This window comes from Rheinheimera tangshanensis, from assembly GCF_014645135.1.
Lineage (GTDB): Bacteria > Pseudomonadota > Gammaproteobacteria > Enterobacterales > Alteromonadaceae > Pararheinheimera > Pararheinheimera tangshanensis.
In genome coordinates this window covers 17740-33240 of sequence record NZ_BMLH01000011.1, presented here as the reverse complement: position 1 = coordinate 33240, position 15501 = coordinate 17740, and the positions used below count along the sequence as shown (strand labels likewise).

14 protein-coding genes and 2 tRNA genes are annotated in these 15501 nt (G+C 46.6%); 1 reads left to right on the top strand and 15 read right to left on the bottom strand.

Going from position 1 to position 15501, the window contains the following annotated elements; genetic code table 11:
* Nucleotides 1-14: 14 nt before the first annotated feature.
* Complete coding sequence (locus tag IEW88_RS16565) at nucleotides 15-368, top strand: PilZ domain-containing protein (RefSeq protein WP_147905178.1); 354 nt, start codon at nucleotides 15-17, stop codon at nucleotides 366-368.
* Here IEW88_RS16565 and IEW88_RS16560 read toward each other — a convergent pair.
* The 15 genes from IEW88_RS16560 to folP all read right to left on the bottom strand — a co-directional run bounded on the left by IEW88_RS16560 (nucleotide 349) and on the right by folP (nucleotide 15494).
* A complete protein-coding gene (locus IEW88_RS16560; RefSeq protein WP_053422727.1) occupies nucleotides 349-1599 on the bottom strand; it encodes a hypothetical protein in 1251 nt (416 codons plus the stop codon). The genes IEW88_RS16565 and IEW88_RS16560 overlap by 20 nt on opposite strands.
* A complete protein-coding gene (gene nlpI / locus IEW88_RS16555) occupies nucleotides 1574-2491 on the bottom strand; it encodes a lipoprotein NlpI (RefSeq protein WP_147905179.1) in 918 nt (305 codons plus the stop codon). The genes IEW88_RS16560 and nlpI overlap by 26 nt, the downstream gene beginning before the upstream one ends.
* Entirely contained in the window at nucleotides 2472-4604 is a 2133-nt protein-coding gene (gene pnp / locus IEW88_RS16550) for a polyribonucleotide nucleotidyltransferase (protein ID WP_147905180.1), read from the bottom strand. The genes nlpI and pnp overlap by 20 nt, the downstream gene beginning before the upstream one ends.
* Before the next feature lie 430 nt (nucleotides 4605-5034).
* Nucleotides 5035-5304, bottom strand: a complete 270-nt coding sequence (rpsO, locus tag IEW88_RS16545; RefSeq protein WP_008900377.1) for a 30S ribosomal protein S15 — start codon at nucleotides 5302-5304, stop codon at nucleotides 5035-5037.
* A 100-nt stretch (nucleotides 5305-5404) separates the two neighbouring features.
* Nucleotides 5405-6346 carry a tRNA pseudouridine(55) synthase TruB gene (gene truB, locus IEW88_RS16540; RefSeq protein WP_147905181.1) on the bottom strand — a complete coding sequence of 314 codons (942 nt, stop codon included), beginning with the start codon at nucleotides 6344-6346 and terminating at the stop codon, nucleotides 5405-5407.
* Complete coding sequence (rbfA, locus tag IEW88_RS16535) at nucleotides 6346-6774, bottom strand: 30S ribosome-binding factor RbfA (RefSeq protein ID WP_147905182.1); 429 nt, start codon at nucleotides 6772-6774, stop codon at nucleotides 6346-6348. Before rbfA ends, truB begins: the two co-directional genes overlap by 1 nt.
* A gap of 88 nt (nucleotides 6775-6862) precedes the next feature.
* The gene (gene infB / locus IEW88_RS16530; protein ID WP_147905183.1) at nucleotides 6863-9541 is read right to left on the bottom strand and encodes a translation initiation factor IF-2; all 2679 of its coding nucleotides are present in this window, start codon (nucleotides 9539-9541) and stop codon (nucleotides 6863-6865) included.
* 26 nt (nucleotides 9542-9567) lie between these two features.
* Nucleotides 9568-11064, bottom strand: a complete 1497-nt coding sequence (nusA, locus tag IEW88_RS16525; protein WP_147905184.1) for a transcription termination factor NusA — start codon at nucleotides 11062-11064, stop codon at nucleotides 9568-9570.
* 28 nt (nucleotides 11065-11092) lie between these two features.
* Nucleotides 11093-11548 carry a ribosome maturation factor RimP gene (gene rimP / locus IEW88_RS16520; protein WP_053422754.1) on the bottom strand — a complete coding sequence of 152 codons (456 nt, stop codon included), beginning with the start codon at nucleotides 11546-11548 and terminating at the stop codon, nucleotides 11093-11095.
* Between the two features lie 358 nt (nucleotides 11549-11906).
* Nucleotides 11907-11983: transfer RNA gene (locus IEW88_RS16515), tRNA-Met, on the bottom strand.
* A gap of 70 nt (nucleotides 11984-12053) precedes the next feature.
* Nucleotides 12054-12138: transfer RNA gene (locus IEW88_RS16510), tRNA-Leu, on the bottom strand.
* 18 nt (nucleotides 12139-12156) lie between these two features.
* Nucleotides 12157-12495: a preprotein translocase subunit SecG gene (gene secG / locus IEW88_RS16505; protein WP_053422732.1), complete on the bottom strand. Its 339-nt coding sequence runs from the start codon at nucleotides 12493-12495 to the stop codon at nucleotides 12157-12159.
* Nucleotides 12495-13241 carry a triose-phosphate isomerase gene (gene tpiA / locus IEW88_RS16500; protein ID WP_147905185.1) on the bottom strand — a complete coding sequence of 249 codons (747 nt, stop codon included), beginning with the start codon at nucleotides 13239-13241 and terminating at the stop codon, nucleotides 12495-12497. The genes secG and tpiA overlap by 1 nt, the downstream gene beginning before the upstream one ends.
* Nucleotides 13242-13324: 83 nt before the next feature.
* A complete protein-coding gene (glmM, locus tag IEW88_RS16495; RefSeq protein ID WP_053422734.1) occupies nucleotides 13325-14659 on the bottom strand; it encodes a phosphoglucosamine mutase in 1335 nt (444 codons plus the stop codon).
* Nucleotides 14652-15494, bottom strand: a complete 843-nt coding sequence (folP, locus tag IEW88_RS16490) for a dihydropteroate synthase (protein ID WP_147905186.1) — start codon at nucleotides 15492-15494, stop codon at nucleotides 14652-14654. Before folP ends, glmM begins: the two co-directional genes overlap by 8 nt.
* Nucleotides 15495-15501: the final 7 nt, after the last annotated feature.

Sequence of the window (15501 nt, the reverse complement as noted above, 5' to 3'; positions counted from 1 at the left end):
CTGAAGGATTTGGTATGGACAACAGACGTTTTAGCCGGGTGTTATTTTCCGGTCCGGTACAACTTAAAAATAATGAAGCTCTCTACACTGGCCAATTGCAGGACTTATCTCTCAAAGGTGCCCTGTTGCAACTGGACGCCTCTTCAGCGTTACAGCTAGGTCAGCACTTTCAGTTACAGTTTCAACTGAACGAATCTGGTCTGGATTTATCGATGGATGTCACGGTAGCGCATTTACATGGTTCTTCTGTGGGTGTGCGTTGTGACAAAATAGATATAGACTCAGCCAGTCATTTACGCCGTTTACTTGAGCTGAATTTGGGTGACGCTGATTTGTTAAGCCGTGAGCTTACGGAGCTGTCGGAGTAACTGTCGCCTTGTGCATAGACTCTTGTGCATCAGGATACCCCTGCTTCGCAGCCTGTTCCATCAGTAACTTCCAGCTATGCCAGTCTTGCTGTTGTCTGGCCAAATAAGCGTAAAAATACTGCACCGGCATAATTAGTTCGGGCCTGGTTAATACCTTCTGCATCAACTCAACGTACAGATCTGGTACTTCGGCCTCATGGGAGCGCATAAAACTTAACGTCTTAACCGGTGCGTAAGCTTGTTTTCCTGCCTGGTTACAGCTATCTACCGGGTATAACTGCACCTGATGCGGCTCCAGTTGCCAATGTTTCAGATAGAACTGAAGCTGCTTTTCATCTGTCAGCAGATTAGGCCTGATTTTGTCGTTGCTGCATTCAGCTTGCGCGACTTCCGTACTTAAACTGTATTCATCGATAAAGCCCAGAATATGGGCAAACTCATGCCGGAACACTTCAAAGGAACTGCTCTCAGATAGCTGAACTATGCCATTGTTATAATTGGCGTTCCCCTCTCCTGCAACCACAAGTAATTGGGTAAAGCCGCCCTGAGCTACCTTTTGCATTAATACCTGATACTGGCACTGAATGCGTTGCCCTGATTGGTGACTGCATTGCAAGTCTGTGCTATTGACTCTGAGCTCAGGTAAAAAACACACAGACAACGCAGATAACTGTGGATCCTGTTGCCACTGTTGCAATAACGACATCAGGCGATTGCTACCCGCTTCGGACTGAACTACAGGCTGTAACGTCAGGCTGCAGGAAGAATGTGAGTTTGATATGGCATGAGTGGGACTTTGAACATACTGCCAGAGGCCATAATTAGCGGCTAAATCAGTCTCTGCGCCGCTTAATCCCTGCTGTTGCTGCAGGTAGTACTCAAGATAACCAGCAGCCGCTAAAAAGCCATCCTGTTGCTTTTTCAGCGTAATAAGGGCTGTAAGCTCATTTCTAAACCCGGCATCTATGGCTTTTTGGTACCAGTTTAGTGCTGCTGGAAAATCAGCTTGCTGTTCCCGCTTTTTCGCAAGCAGTACTGCGGCAGCACCATTACCTTGTTGAGCTTTATCCATTAATTGCTGCTCAGGCAAATGCTCAAGCGCTGGCTCACAACCAGATAAGTAAGCGATCATCAGGATAAACAGAATGGGCTTAAAAATAAAAAAGCCAGAAAACCGGCTTTTTTTATTGAGTTGCATCAGTCTGTTAATTAACTGGAGCAGCGCTTGCATCTAAACCACGCAACCTGTTCATTTCGATTCGGGCGTAACGATGTTCAACAAACTCATACACATTAGTCGCCAGTACTTTTTTATAGTAATCCAGTGCTTTGGTCGGGTTTTGTTGCTCATGCCATTTGGCCAGATAAAAATAAACTTCGCATAAACGTTCAGCCAGCTGTTGGGGATCTGAATTTACATTCGCAGCAATCTCTAATAACTCCTGTTCTGAGATTTTCCCCAGATAAAAAGCCACTATGGAGCTTGCCCAATGTTTTTGATCCAACTTTGACTGATTCAAAGCTAATCGCGCCTGAGCTTCAGGTGCTGATAACTTGGCATCAGCAAAATACAACCACAATGAGCGGTATGGATCTTCTGGCTTAGCCAGATAAAATGACTCAAAGTCTCCGACGGCCAGATCGATTTTACTGTCATACAGCAGAGCTATACCCCGGTTTAAATAGGCATAATCATAATCTGGTGCCAACTCTAAAGCAGCATCAAAAGACTCATAAGCTTCGGTGTAATTGCCTACCAAGGTATGGTGAATGCCAATAAAGTTATAGGCATCTGCCATATCTGGCTGTAAACGCAAAGCGCGCAGGAAATCAAAACGTGCCAAAGAACGCAAACCTACGCTGTCGTACATCACACCACGGTCGTAAAATAACCGGGCGCGCTGTTCATCTGTAGCTTCGGCTTTGGTCAGTAGTTCTGAAATACGGGCTATCGCTATTTCAGTGCGATAAGAAACAGGAACTGATTCTGGTGCCAGTGGATTTTCTACCAGTACAGCAACTTCAGTCGAAGGTTTCTGGGCGCAAGCGCCCAGAGCCAGCAGTGCTGTAAGCAGCACCGCTTTTTTGGTCAGGTTTGAGACCTTACTGAGCTTCAACAGCATCGGCAGACTCAACAGCTGCAGGTTTGTCCTGAGCTTCTTTAATGCTTAAACGCACACGACCTTGCTTGTCCACTTCCATCACTTTCACAGCCACTTTCTGGCCTATAGCCAAGTGGTCAGCTACATTACTCACGCGCTCATCAGAGATTTGTGAAATGTGAACTAAACCATCTTTACCTGGCAGAACGTTAACGAAAGCACCGAAGTCAACAATACGTACTACTTCACCCTGATACACTGCGCCCACTTCGATTTCAGCTGTGATAGCTTCAATTTTGTTGATGGCAATGTTGGCAGCTTGCGAGTTAGTTGCAGCGATTTTCACTGTACCGTCATCTTCGATTTCGATAGTAGTACCTGACTCTTCAGTGATTTGACGAATGACCGCACCACCTTTACCAATCACATCACGGATTTTTTCCGGGTTGATTTTTAAAGTGTAAATACGTGGAGCATGTTCAGACAGCTCTTCACGGTGGGTGCTGATCGCCTGGTCCATCACGTTCAGAATATGAATACGGGCCGCTTTGGCTTGTTTCAGAGCGATCTGCATGATCTCTTTAGTGATACCTTCAATTTTGATATCCATCTGCAGCGCAGTAATACCTTCAGTAGTACCAGCAACTTTAAAGTCCATATCACCTAAGTGATCTTCATCACCTAAAATGTCAGACAGAACAACAAATTCGTCGCCTTCTTTCACCAGACCCATAGCGATACCAGCGACAGAAGCTTTGATAGGTACACCAGCGTCCATCAGAGCTAATGAAGAACCACAGACTGAAGCCATAGAGCTTGAACCGTTTGATTCAGTGATTTCAGATACCATACGTACTGTGTACGGGAAGTCATTGAAATCCGGCATGACTGCAGCTACACCACGTTTAGCTAAACGGCCATGACCGATTTCACGACGTTTTGGTGAACCTACCATACCTGTCTCGCCCACAGAGAACGGAGGGAAGTTGTAGTGGAACAGGAAATGATCCGTTTTTTCGCTCAGCAAGTCATCTACGGTTTGTGCATCACGAGCAGTACCTAAAGTACAAGTCACTAAAGCCTGAGTTTCACCACGAGTGAACAAGGCTGAACCGTGTGTACGAGGTAATAACCCAGTCATCACGCTTAACGCACGAACCATTTCGTTATCACGACCGTCGATACGTGGCTCACCTTTGATGATGCGGCTACGTACAATCTGGCTTTCCAGACTGTGGAACAGCTCATTGGCTTCAGTTTCATCGAAGGCTTCGCCTTCAGCTAATTCAGCTTTGATCTGGGCAAAAACTTCAGCTTTGATTGCACCAATAGTTTCGTAACGTTTAGCTTTTTCAGTGATGCGGTACGCTTCGCCTACCGGAGCTGTAGCCAGAGCGGCAATTTTGCTGCTCAGCGTTTCGTTTTTAGCTGGAGCGACCCAGTTCCAGGCCGGTTTTGCTGCTTCAGCTGCGAATTCGTTGATGGCGTTGATCACGGTTTGCATTTGGTCATGACCAAACACCACAGCACCTAACATCACTTCTTCTGACAATACGCCAGCTTCAGATTCAACCATCAATACAGCGTTTGCAGTACCAGCTACAACCAAATCTAATTTGCTGTCTTTTAATTCAACTTCAGATGGGTTTAATACGTACTGGTTGTTTACGTAACCAACACGAGCCGCACCCAACGGGCCACTGAACGGGATACCAGAAATAGCCAGTGCAGCAGAAGTACCAATGATAGAGATGATGTCCGGTTGAATTTCAGGTTGTACAGAAACGACAGTGGCTATCACCTGAACTTCGTTGGTGAAGCCTTCAGGGAATAATGGACGGATTGGACGGTCGATTAAACGTGAAATTAACGTCTCGCCTTCTGACGGACGGCCTTCACGCTTGAAGAAACCACCAGGGATACGGCCTGCCGCATAAGTTTTTTCCTGGTAGTTTACGGTCAGAGGAAAAAAATCCTGACCAGGTTTAGGTTGTTTTTTACCTACCACTGTGACTAACACAGAGGTATCACCCATGCTGGCCAATACAGCCGCGTCAGCTTGACGGGCTATAACGCCGGTTTCCAGAGTAATAGTGTGTTGGCCAAACTGGAATGATTTTACGATGGGGTTCACTGATTATTTCCTTTCTATTTTTCGCGTTTTTTCGCGGAGTCTTTTGGTCTGTTTTTCGCGGCACAGTATAGCCTGTTACACCGCTTAAAAGATAGCTGGGACCAGAGTCGTTGGGTATAAAATTTAAGCATGTCCGGGCGGTAAGAACATCATGCAGGCATTAAGTTGCATTGGTATGAATTTTTTCTGTGCCATGCAGGCCCGAAGGGCATTTTGCAGGATAGCAAAATGTAAAAAATCGCCTGGAGCTATTTTTAACAGCTTCAGCTGGCCCGAAGGGCATTTTGCAGGACAGCAAAATGTAAAAAATCGCCTGGAGCGATTTTGAACATTGGAGCGAAGCGACGATGGCCCGGCAGGGTGAGCGCCATGGATGGCGGCGAATAAAAAAGCCAGTCTGGGACTGGCTTTTTCAGGCATAAGCTGCGAATTAACGACGCAGACCTAAACGCTCGATCAGAGTAGCGTAACGCTGACCGTCTTTGCCTTTTAAGTAATCTAATAACTTACGACGTTGGCTAACCATACGTAACAGGCCACGACGTGAGTGGTGGTCGTGCTTGTGGTCAGCAAAGTGCGGTTGTAACTTAGCAATAGTTGCAGTTAATAAAGCAACTTGTACTTCTGGTGAACCGGTATCGCCTTGTTTAACAGCGAAATCTGCTAAGATTTGCGCTTTTTCAGCTGTAGTTAGTGACATAGAGCCTCCAATAGAGAGATATGTTGTGCCGGCCACTAATCCAGCAACAACGAAAATGAGCGCGCATTCTATGCGTTTTGTATTGAACTGACAAGTACTATTATAAAGCTGGTGTTTGCCACATGCTGGTATTCAGTAAACGTCGTACCGACAACACGCCAGCTTCTAACGAAGCCACACCAATAAACTGCTGTTCTGGCCCATACAACTTAATAGCATCAGCAGCTTCAGTGCCTAAATCGGCCAGCTCAGCATCACTCAACACCACAGTTTGACCATGGACCAGACGTTTTTGCTGCGCTTCATTCAGTTGCAGTTCCGGTAAGCCAGTTAAAGCCAAATCCATAGGCAATAATAAAGCGTCTAAGCCTGCCCAATCCTGCTTGTCATTTAAAGGCACCAACTGTTCTTGCGTCAGCATTTGCTCCGCATGAAATGGCCCAACATGAATACGGCGCAAGGCACTGACATAAGCCCCAGAACCTAAAGCCTCACCTAAATCATCGATTAAGGTTCGGATGTAAGTGCCTTTGCTGCAATGCACCAGAAAGCTGGCGTATTCGCCATCAAACTGCTGTAATTCAAAACGGAAGATAGTGATAGGCCGAGCTTCACGTGGTACTTCAATGCCCTGACGGGCATACTTGTACAACGGCTGCCCCTGATACTTTAAAGCCGAAAACATAGTCGGGACTTGCATCTGCGGACCACGGAACTGCTGCATCATCTGCTCAAGCGTGGCTTGATCAAAGCTCACAGGCTTACGACTGATGATTTCACCTGCCGCATCACTGGTGTCAGTGCGCACACCAAAATGTGCAGTCACCAGATAGGTTTTGTCAGTGTCTAATAAAAACTGACAAAACTTAGTGGCCTCACCAAAACAAATTGGTAATAAGCCACTGGCTAACGGATCTAAAGCGCCGGTGTGGCCAGCCTTTTCCGCCTGATACAACCAACGCACGCGCTGTAAAATACCATTGCTGGAAATTTCTAACGGCTTATCAAGTAACAAAATGCCGTGGACTGCACGACGCGCCATTACTCTTCCTCGTCCTTACCAACCTTAGCTTTACGCTCTGGTTCCTGACCTGCTTCAATACGACGCTTCTCATCGTCACGGCGTACCTGTTCAACCAGATTCGCCATACGAATACCTTGGTCCAACGACTGATCAAAGTAAAAACGTATAGTAGGTACGATACGGGCCTGAATACGCTTAGCGATCAGACTGCGGATATAACCACAGGCGTCATTTAAAATATCCAGGTTTGCTTTTACCTTGTCAGCTTCTAAGCCTAAAAAAGTAACAAAAATTTTTGCGTGCGATAAATCACGCGACACATCCACATCTGACACTGTAATCATGTTGTGTAAACGTGGGTCTTTGATTTCACGTTGTAAAATCACTGCGATTTCCTGCTGCATTTGCTGCGACAGGCGGTCTACCCGGGTAAATTCTTTAGCCATAACTCTTTCCAACACATGTGAGCAGAAAGAAACAGGGGCCTATGCCCCTGCCGATCTCTTCAACTTTATATTTACCAACTTAAAGCTGTTATAAAGTACGTTCCACCTGAACCACTTCAAACACTTCAATCTGGTCGCCTTCACGCACGTCGTTGTAGTTCTTCACGCCGATACCACACTCGAAGCCGTTGCGTACTTCGGATACGTCGTCTTTGACACGACGTAGGGACTCCAGTTCACCTTCGAAAATAACTACGTTGTCACGCAGTACACGAATTGGTGCGTTACGTTTAATCACACCTTCGGTCACCATACAACCTGCGATAGCACCAAACTTCGGTGAGCGGAACACGGCACGAACCTGAGCCAGACCAATGATCTGTTGTTTAAACTCAGGCGCTAACATACCTGTCATCGCTGCACGAACTTCGTCTAACAGTTCATAAATGATGCTGTAGTAACGTAAGTCCAGGTTCTCGTCTTCGATGATCTTACGGGCAGTACCTTCTGCACGTACGTTGAAGCCGATCACGATAGCCGATGATGCAGCTGCAAGCGTCGCGTCAGTTTCAGTAATACCGCCCACACCACTACCGATGATTTTGATTTTCACTTCATCAGTCGACAGACGGCTTAAGGATTCGCTGATAGCTTCGACAGAACCTTGTACGTCAGCTTTCAGAACTATATTCAGTTCTGCCACATCACCTTCAGACATGTTGGCAAACATGTTTTCCAGCTTAGATTTTTGCTGACGAGCCAGTTTAACATCACGGAACTTACCTTGACGGTACAAAGCAACTTCACGGGCTTTACGCTCGTCTTTTACTACAGTCACTTCATCACCAGCCTGAGGTACACCGGACAGACCTAAGATCTCTACCGGAATAGACGGGCCAGCTACTTTGATTTCTTTGCCGTTTTCATCCCGCATTGCACGAACACGACCGTATTCAAAGCCACAAAGTACGATCTCGCCTTGTTGCAGTGTACCTTCCTGCACCAGAATAGACGCCACAGGACCACGGCCTTTATCCAGACGGGATTCAATCACCACACCACGGGCCAGACCTTTTTTCACTGCTTTTAGTTCAAGCAGTTCAGCCTGGTTCAGGATAGCTTCCAGCAGGTCGTCGATACCCATACCGGTTTTTGCAGAGATAGGCACGAATTGAGTATCACCGCCCCACTCTTCAGAAATAACGCCGTACTGAGATAATTCGTTACGAACACGATCCGGATCTGCATCCGGTTTATCCATCTTGTTGACAGCAACAACCAGAGGCACGCCAGCAGCTTTAGCATGCTGAATAGCTTCTTTAGTTTGTGGCATCACGCCATCATCTGCTGCAACCACCAGAATAACGATATCTGTGGCTTTCGCACCACGGGCACGCATTGAAGTAAAAGCCGCGTGACCAGGAGTATCCAGGAAAGTGACCATACCGCGTTCTGTTTCTACATGGTAAGCACCGATATGCTGAGTAATACCACCGGCTTCGCCAGCTGCTACTTTGGCTTTACGGATGTAATCCAGCGTAGAGGTTTTACCATGGTCAACGTGACCCATAACGGTAACAACCGGAGCACGAGGTTCTAACTCGCCTTGACCTTCACGGTCAGACATGACCGCTTCTTCCAGCTCGTTTTCTTTGGTCAGAGTGAACTTGTGGCCCATTTCTTCACAAACAATAGCTGCAGTTTCCTGGTCAATCACCTGGTTAATGGTTGCCATAGCACCCATTTTCATCATGACCTTGATCACTTCAGAGGCTTTAACAGCCATCTTGGAAGCTAATTCAGCGACAGTGATGGTTTCGCCAATCTTCACTTCACGTTCTACTGGCTGAGCTGGTTTGTTAAAGCCATGCTGCATGCTGACAGGCGTTTTCTTTTTCTTGTGACGATTAGCTCGGTTAAAGGCGTCTTTATCATCTACATCATCTTTTTTCTTGGCTTTGCCGGCAGGTGCTTTTTTCGTCGTACGACGGCCACCACGTTCTTCACGGGCGTCCACTTCGTCTTCAGCAGCTTTGGCGTAGACATTGCTGGTTAAGTGATAATCAGCTTCTTCTGCTGGTTTAGTCTCTTCTTTAGCCCAGCGTTCCGCATTTTCTTCTGCTAAGCGACGTGCAGCTTCAGCTTGTTGTTTGGCTTCGGCTTCCAGCTTACGTAACTGCTCAGCTTCCTGTTGTGCTTTGATACGTTCAGCTTCAGCCTTAGCTTCTTCTTTCGCCGCACGACGAGCCGCTTCTTCCGGATCGTCTTTCATTAACTGCGCATGTTTTGCTTCGTCACGTTTCTTCTGTTCAGCAGCTTTGCGTTCAGCCTCTTCTTTTGCTTTACGATTAGCTTCTTCTTTCGCTTTTTGCTCAGCGGCTAAACGCTCTTGTTCGCGCTGAGCAGCCTCTGCGGCTTGTTCAGCTGCAATACGTTCTTCTTCAGCCAGTTTTGCAGCTTCTTCGCCAGAAGGACGTTTAACAAAAGTTTTTTGCTTGCGCACTTCCACCTGAATTTCACGGTTGCGACCAGCGCCACCAGCCACACTCAGAGTGGTTTTTTCTTTACGAACTAACGTCAGTTTAGACGGTTCAGCGGACTGACCGCCATGGGCACGGCTTAAGTGATCCAGAAGCGTTTTTTTCTCTTCTTCATTGACCATTTGGCCGACTTGTTTTGTTATGCCTGCGTCCGCAAACTGTTGGATTATGCGATCAACAGTCGTATTGACGTCACTGGCCAGTTTTTCTATGGTTACATCTGCCATGTCAGTTTTTACCTCCGTTGACCCACTTATTTGTCTTCACTGAACCAAACAATATTACGGGCAGCCATAATCAGCTCTGCCGCTTTTTCTTCAGTCATTTTTTCGATTTCAATCAAATCATCTACCCCAAGCTCTGCCAGGTCATCAAGAGTGATGACGCCTTTGCTGGCCAACACATAAGCTGTGTGGGTACCAACACCTGGCAGATTAACTAATGCTTCACTAGGCGTTGAGCCTTCCAGTGATTCTTCGCTGGCCAGAGCGCGTGTAGTTAACACGGCTTTAGCACGTTTACGTAACTCTTCTACAGTATCTTCGTCCAGGCCATCGATAGACAACAGTTCGCTGACCGGTACATAAGCGATTTCTTCTAAAGTCGAGAAACCTTCGTCTACTAATACACCGGCAAAATCTTCGTCGATTTCCAGTGCAGTCATAAACAGTTCCAACACCTTGGCATTTTCTTCCTGGTGTTTGGTTTTCATGGCAGAAACCGTCATCACGTTGAGTTCCCAGCCAGTTAACTGACTAGCTAAACGTACGTTCTGACCAGCGCGGCCAATGGCCATCGCCAGATTGCTGTCTTCTACTGCGATGTCCATAGAGTGCTTGTCTTCATCAACGATGATGGAAGCCACTTCTGCCGGAGACATAGCGTTAATGACAAATTGCGCCGGGTTGTCATCGTATAAAACGATATCAACACGTTCGCCTGTTAATTCGCTGGATACAGCTTGTACACGTGAACCACGCATACCAACACAAGCACCTACAGGGTCGATACGACGGTCGTTGGTTTTCACAGCGATTTTAGCGCGTGAACCTGGATCGCGCGCGGCGCCGCGGATTTCGATCATCTCTTCGCCGATTTCCGGCACTTCAATGCGGAACAATTCGATCAGCATTTCAGGACGGGTGCGGCTTAAAAACAGCTGAGCACCACGTGCTTCTGGCTTTACTTCATACAATAAAGTGCGGATTCGATCGCCTGGACGGAAAGTCTCTCGTGGCAACATTTCTTCTTTAGCCAACATAGCTTCTGCATTGTTACCTAAGTCAACAATGATGCTGTCACGGTTTACTTTTTTTACCACGCCAGTGACTAATTCACCAACCTGATCGACATAAGCTTCAACGACTTGTGAACGCTCAGCTTCCCGTACTTTTTGTACTATGACCTGTTTCGCCATTTGGGTGGTGATACGGTCAAAAGTAATAGAGTCGATTTGCTCTTCAACATAATCGCCTACTTGTAAATGAGGTTCGTCATATTGAGCCGCAGACAAAGTGATTTCGCGGTACGGGTGTTCCTGTACCTGCTCGTCGGGGATCACCAACCAGCGACGGAAAGTTTCATAAGCGCCAGTTTTACGATCGATTGCTACGCGGACTTCGATATCGCCTTCGTTTTTCTTTTTAGTGGCGGCCGCTAACGCGTACTCTAACGCCTGGAAAATTTTCTCACGCGGAACTGACTTTTCGTTCGAGACCGCGTCTACTACTAATAAAATTTCTTTAGCCATATTATTTTGCCTCGCTTTGACCTGTGTATCAGAACACAGGTACTACGTTCGCTTTATCTACGTTATCCATCAGCAAACGGTAGAGTTTGCCATCCACTTCCACTACTAACATATCGTCTTCGATTTGTGTCAGCAGGCCTTTAAATTTGCGGCGTCCATCCTGAGGAATAGCCAATTTTACTTCAATGATCTGACCAACAACTTTGGCAAAATGAGCAGGAGTAAAAAGTGGGCGATCTAAACCAGGAGAGGACACTTCAAGGTAATATTCATTCGGTATAGGGTCTTCAACATCAAGTAACGCACTCACTTCGCGGCTTACAGTGGCGCAGTGGTCCACGGTAATACCATCCTGATGGTCAATATAAACCCGCAGAATAGAGTGACGTCCAGCACGAACGAACTCTATGCCGACCAGCTCAAAGCCTGCGGCTTCTACTGTTGGCGTTAACAGCTCAGTTAACTGCTGTTCTTGTTTAGTCAAAGAGACCTCCAGAAATAAAAAAAGGGCATAGAGCCCAGAATAGTAATAAAACCTTGTCGCCAGATATAAAAACGCCCCGAAATCTCGGGGCGACTTTAGAGCTGACTGGACTTTGATATCGCCAATCAAAATCCTGAATTCTGTAGGTTTCACAGCGAACTGTATAACCTGGGCCACACATTTGCTTCCAAAAGAAGCAACTTACTATGAACTTACTCATTTCGATATAAAGAATTTAAAAACTTTATTCAGTGAGAAAGTTGGTTGCGGGAGCCGGATTTAAACCGACGCCCTTCGCCCGGGGTTATAAAGAGGAGCCCGTAGGCTTTTTCTTCATATTTACTTCACCGTGCGAATTTGGTTGCGGGAGCCGGATTTGAACCGACGACCTTCGGGTTATGAGCCCGACGAGCTACCAGGCTGCTCCATCCCGCGTCCGTAAACGACGCACATTATATAGTCCTGGTCTGACTATCGCAAGCATTGCTTGTTGTGCTTTGAATATTGGTGCCGAGAGCGGGACTTGAACCCGCACGCCCGAAGGCACTACCACCTCAAGGTAGCGTGTATACCAATTTCACCATCTCGGCTAAAAATCAGAGGTGCAATCAGTTTCCTACAGGAATATCTGATGCTGGCTTTTTCTCTTCTGTTGCATCAGCTGCTTTAGTTTCAACTGGCACTGATAAATCCTGCCATTCGTCTACAGCTTTCACACGGTCTGTACTCAGGTTACCCAACAACAGACTCAAAGCGAAAAACAAAGTCGCCAGTACTGTGGTAGTACGAGTTAAAAAGTTACCTGAACCTGAAGAACCGAAAATAGTAGCTGAACCACCAGCACCAAAAGAAGCGCCCATATCCGCACCTTTACCATGCTGGATTAACACCAGAACGATCAGCGCTAAAGCGACCAACAGATACAATACAATAAACAATTCGTACATTATGAATCCTTTGCCATTGTGCAAATCGCAGAAAAATCTGCCACTTTTAAACTGGCGCCACCAATAAGAGCGCCGTCTATATCCGCCTCTGCAAACAGGGCTTCACAATTAGCAGCAGTGACACTGCCACCATAAATAATTCTTAACTCATTTGCAGCTTCCGCATCATATTGCGCCAGATGCTGACGCATAAACTGATGCACTTGCTGGGCTTGTTCTGGGGTTGCTGTGCGACCTGTGCCTATGGCCCAAACCGGTTCGTAACTTACTACAGAATGCGCCAGTAAATGAGGCTGCGCAGCATACACCGCATCCAATTGCCGTGCAAGAACCTGCAAAGTTTTTTCTTCTTCTCTTTGCGCTAATGTCTCACCCACACAAAGTATTGGTGTAAGACCTGCTTCGATGGCTACTTTTACTTTCTGACTGATCACAGAGTCTTGTTCGCCGTAAAGAGCACGACGTTCTGAATGGCCAACGATTACAGAAGAAGCTCCAGACGCACACAGCATATCCGCAGAGATTTCACCGGTAAAGGCCCCCACCAACTGTTCGCTCAGATTCTGAGCACCCAACTTATAATTAGGATGTTTTGGAAAGTCGGCAAGAAAAATTACCGGAGGGCAGATCAAAATATCAGGTAGAGGCTGTTTTAACACAGACAAGGCTTCTGACATCTGTTGAACCAGCTCAGAATTGCCATTCATTTTCCAGTTAGCGACCACTAACGGCTTGCGTTGTCTCATGTTATTGCCTCTGAATTAAAACGGGCGAGATAGTAACTAACCTCGCCCGCACAGACAAGACTTGATGACTAAATTAACAGTTTTTAGCTAGCGACCTTGACTGCATCGGCTATTTTTTGCGCTAAATTCTGTACTTCGTCTTGTATTCTTCCTTCTACCATTACACGGATCAATGGCTCTGTACCGGATTTTCGGATCAAAACGCGTCCCTGACCGTTCAACTGCTGCTCAACTTGCTGTATGACTTTCTTGACGTGTAAGTTTTCTAAAGGGGCTGTGCCTTTTTCAAACTTCACGTTCACCAGCACTTGTGGCAATTTAGTCATGCCTTGTGCCAATTCAGCTAAAGATAATTTTGCTTCCAACATAGCGGTTAATACCTGGATGGAGGCAATAATGCCATCACCTGTTCCTGCATGGTCCAGATTCAGTACATGACCGGAATTTTCGCCACCAATACGCCAGTTTTTCTGCGCCAGCATTTCAACCACATAACGATCGCCAACATTAGAGCGAGCAAAAGGAATACCCAACTCAGCCAGAGCCAGTTCCAGACCCATATTACTCATTAAAGTACCCACCACTCCGCCCTGTAGCTTATTCAGCTTTTGTGCATTGCGGGCAATGATATAAACGATTTCATCACCATCAATCACGCGGCCGGTGTGGTCTACCATCATGACCCGATCGCCATCACCATCGTAGGCAATACCTAAGTCAGCGCCGGTCTCTATTACAGTCTGTTGCAACAGATCGGTATGGGTAGCACCACAATGGTCGTTGATATTTAAACCATTAGGACTGACGCCTATGGCCTGAACCTCGGCACCTAATTCACGGAATACATTAGGAGCTATGTGGTAAGTCGCGCCATGCGCACAGTCGAGCACCACTTTTAAACCACTTAATGACAAGTGGTTTGGCATATGACTTTTGCAGAATTCAATATAACGACCAGCCGCGTCATCAATACGCATGGCTTTGCCCAAACGCTCGGATGATTCACAGACCATAGGCTGTTCCATGGCTTCTTCGATAGCAAGTTCGACGTCATCTGGTAACTTAGTACCATCGGCCGAGAAAAACTTAATGCCGTTATCATAATAAGGATTATGTGATGCACTAATCACAATACCAGCCTCAGCACGGAAAGTGCGGGTCAGGTAAGAAACGGCTGGGGTTGGCATAGGGCCTAATAAACGTACATCGACACCAGCAGCCACTAAACCAGCTTCTAGCGCAGTTTCCAGTAAATACCCGGAAATCCGCGTATCTTTTCCTATCAGTACTTTTTTGGTACCACGCTGCGATAACACACGACCAGCCGCCCAACCTAACTTCATTGCAAATTCAGGGGTGATTGGAAACTCACCCACTTTGCCACGCACCCCATCAGTGCCAAAATACTTCCTAGACATGCTCTACTCCAAATAAAGTGGCACAAGCAACAGCCACGGCCTGCACAGTTTCTTTCACATCATGCACGCGGATAATGCGGGCACCTTTCATGACAGCTATTGTGGCACAGGCCAAACTACCTGCCAAACGTTCATCAGCCTGAAGGTTTAATAATTGACCAATCATTGATTTTCGCGACATACCAACTAAAACAGGATAATGATGCGACATTAAGACTGAAAGCTGACTTAACAATTGATAATTATGTTGCAGACTTTTACCAAAACCAAAACCTGGGTCGAGAATGATCTGACCTTTAGGAATACCTGCGGCGAGACAAACCTCTGCTCTTTGTATCAGAAAATCACACACTTCTTTCGCTACATCCTGATACAAAGGAGCATGCTGCATAGTTCTGGGTTGCCCTTGCATATGCATCAGGCAGACAGGGACCTGCGCCGAGGCGGCAAAGTCGACAGCTCCAGTGTCCAATAAAGCTCTAATATCATTGACGATATCAGCACCAGCAGCCACAGCCTCTTTCATCACTTGTGTTTTGCAGGTATCAATAGAAATCACGCAATCTAACTCAGAGCGAATAGCCTCAATCACAGGCAGGACTCTGTCCAGTTCCTGCTGCACTGAAACCTCTTCGGCTCCAGGGCGTGTAGACTCTCCGCCTATATCCAAAATAGCAGCGCCAGCGTCCAGCATAGCCCTGGCTTGTCTGATGGCAGCTTCTTTTCCAATAAAACGACCACCATCGGAGAATGAATCCGGCGTGATATTTAAAATACCCATCACTTTAGGGCGAGATAAATCCAACTGCCGCTGACGGGGTAACTGCAATAACATAATAAAG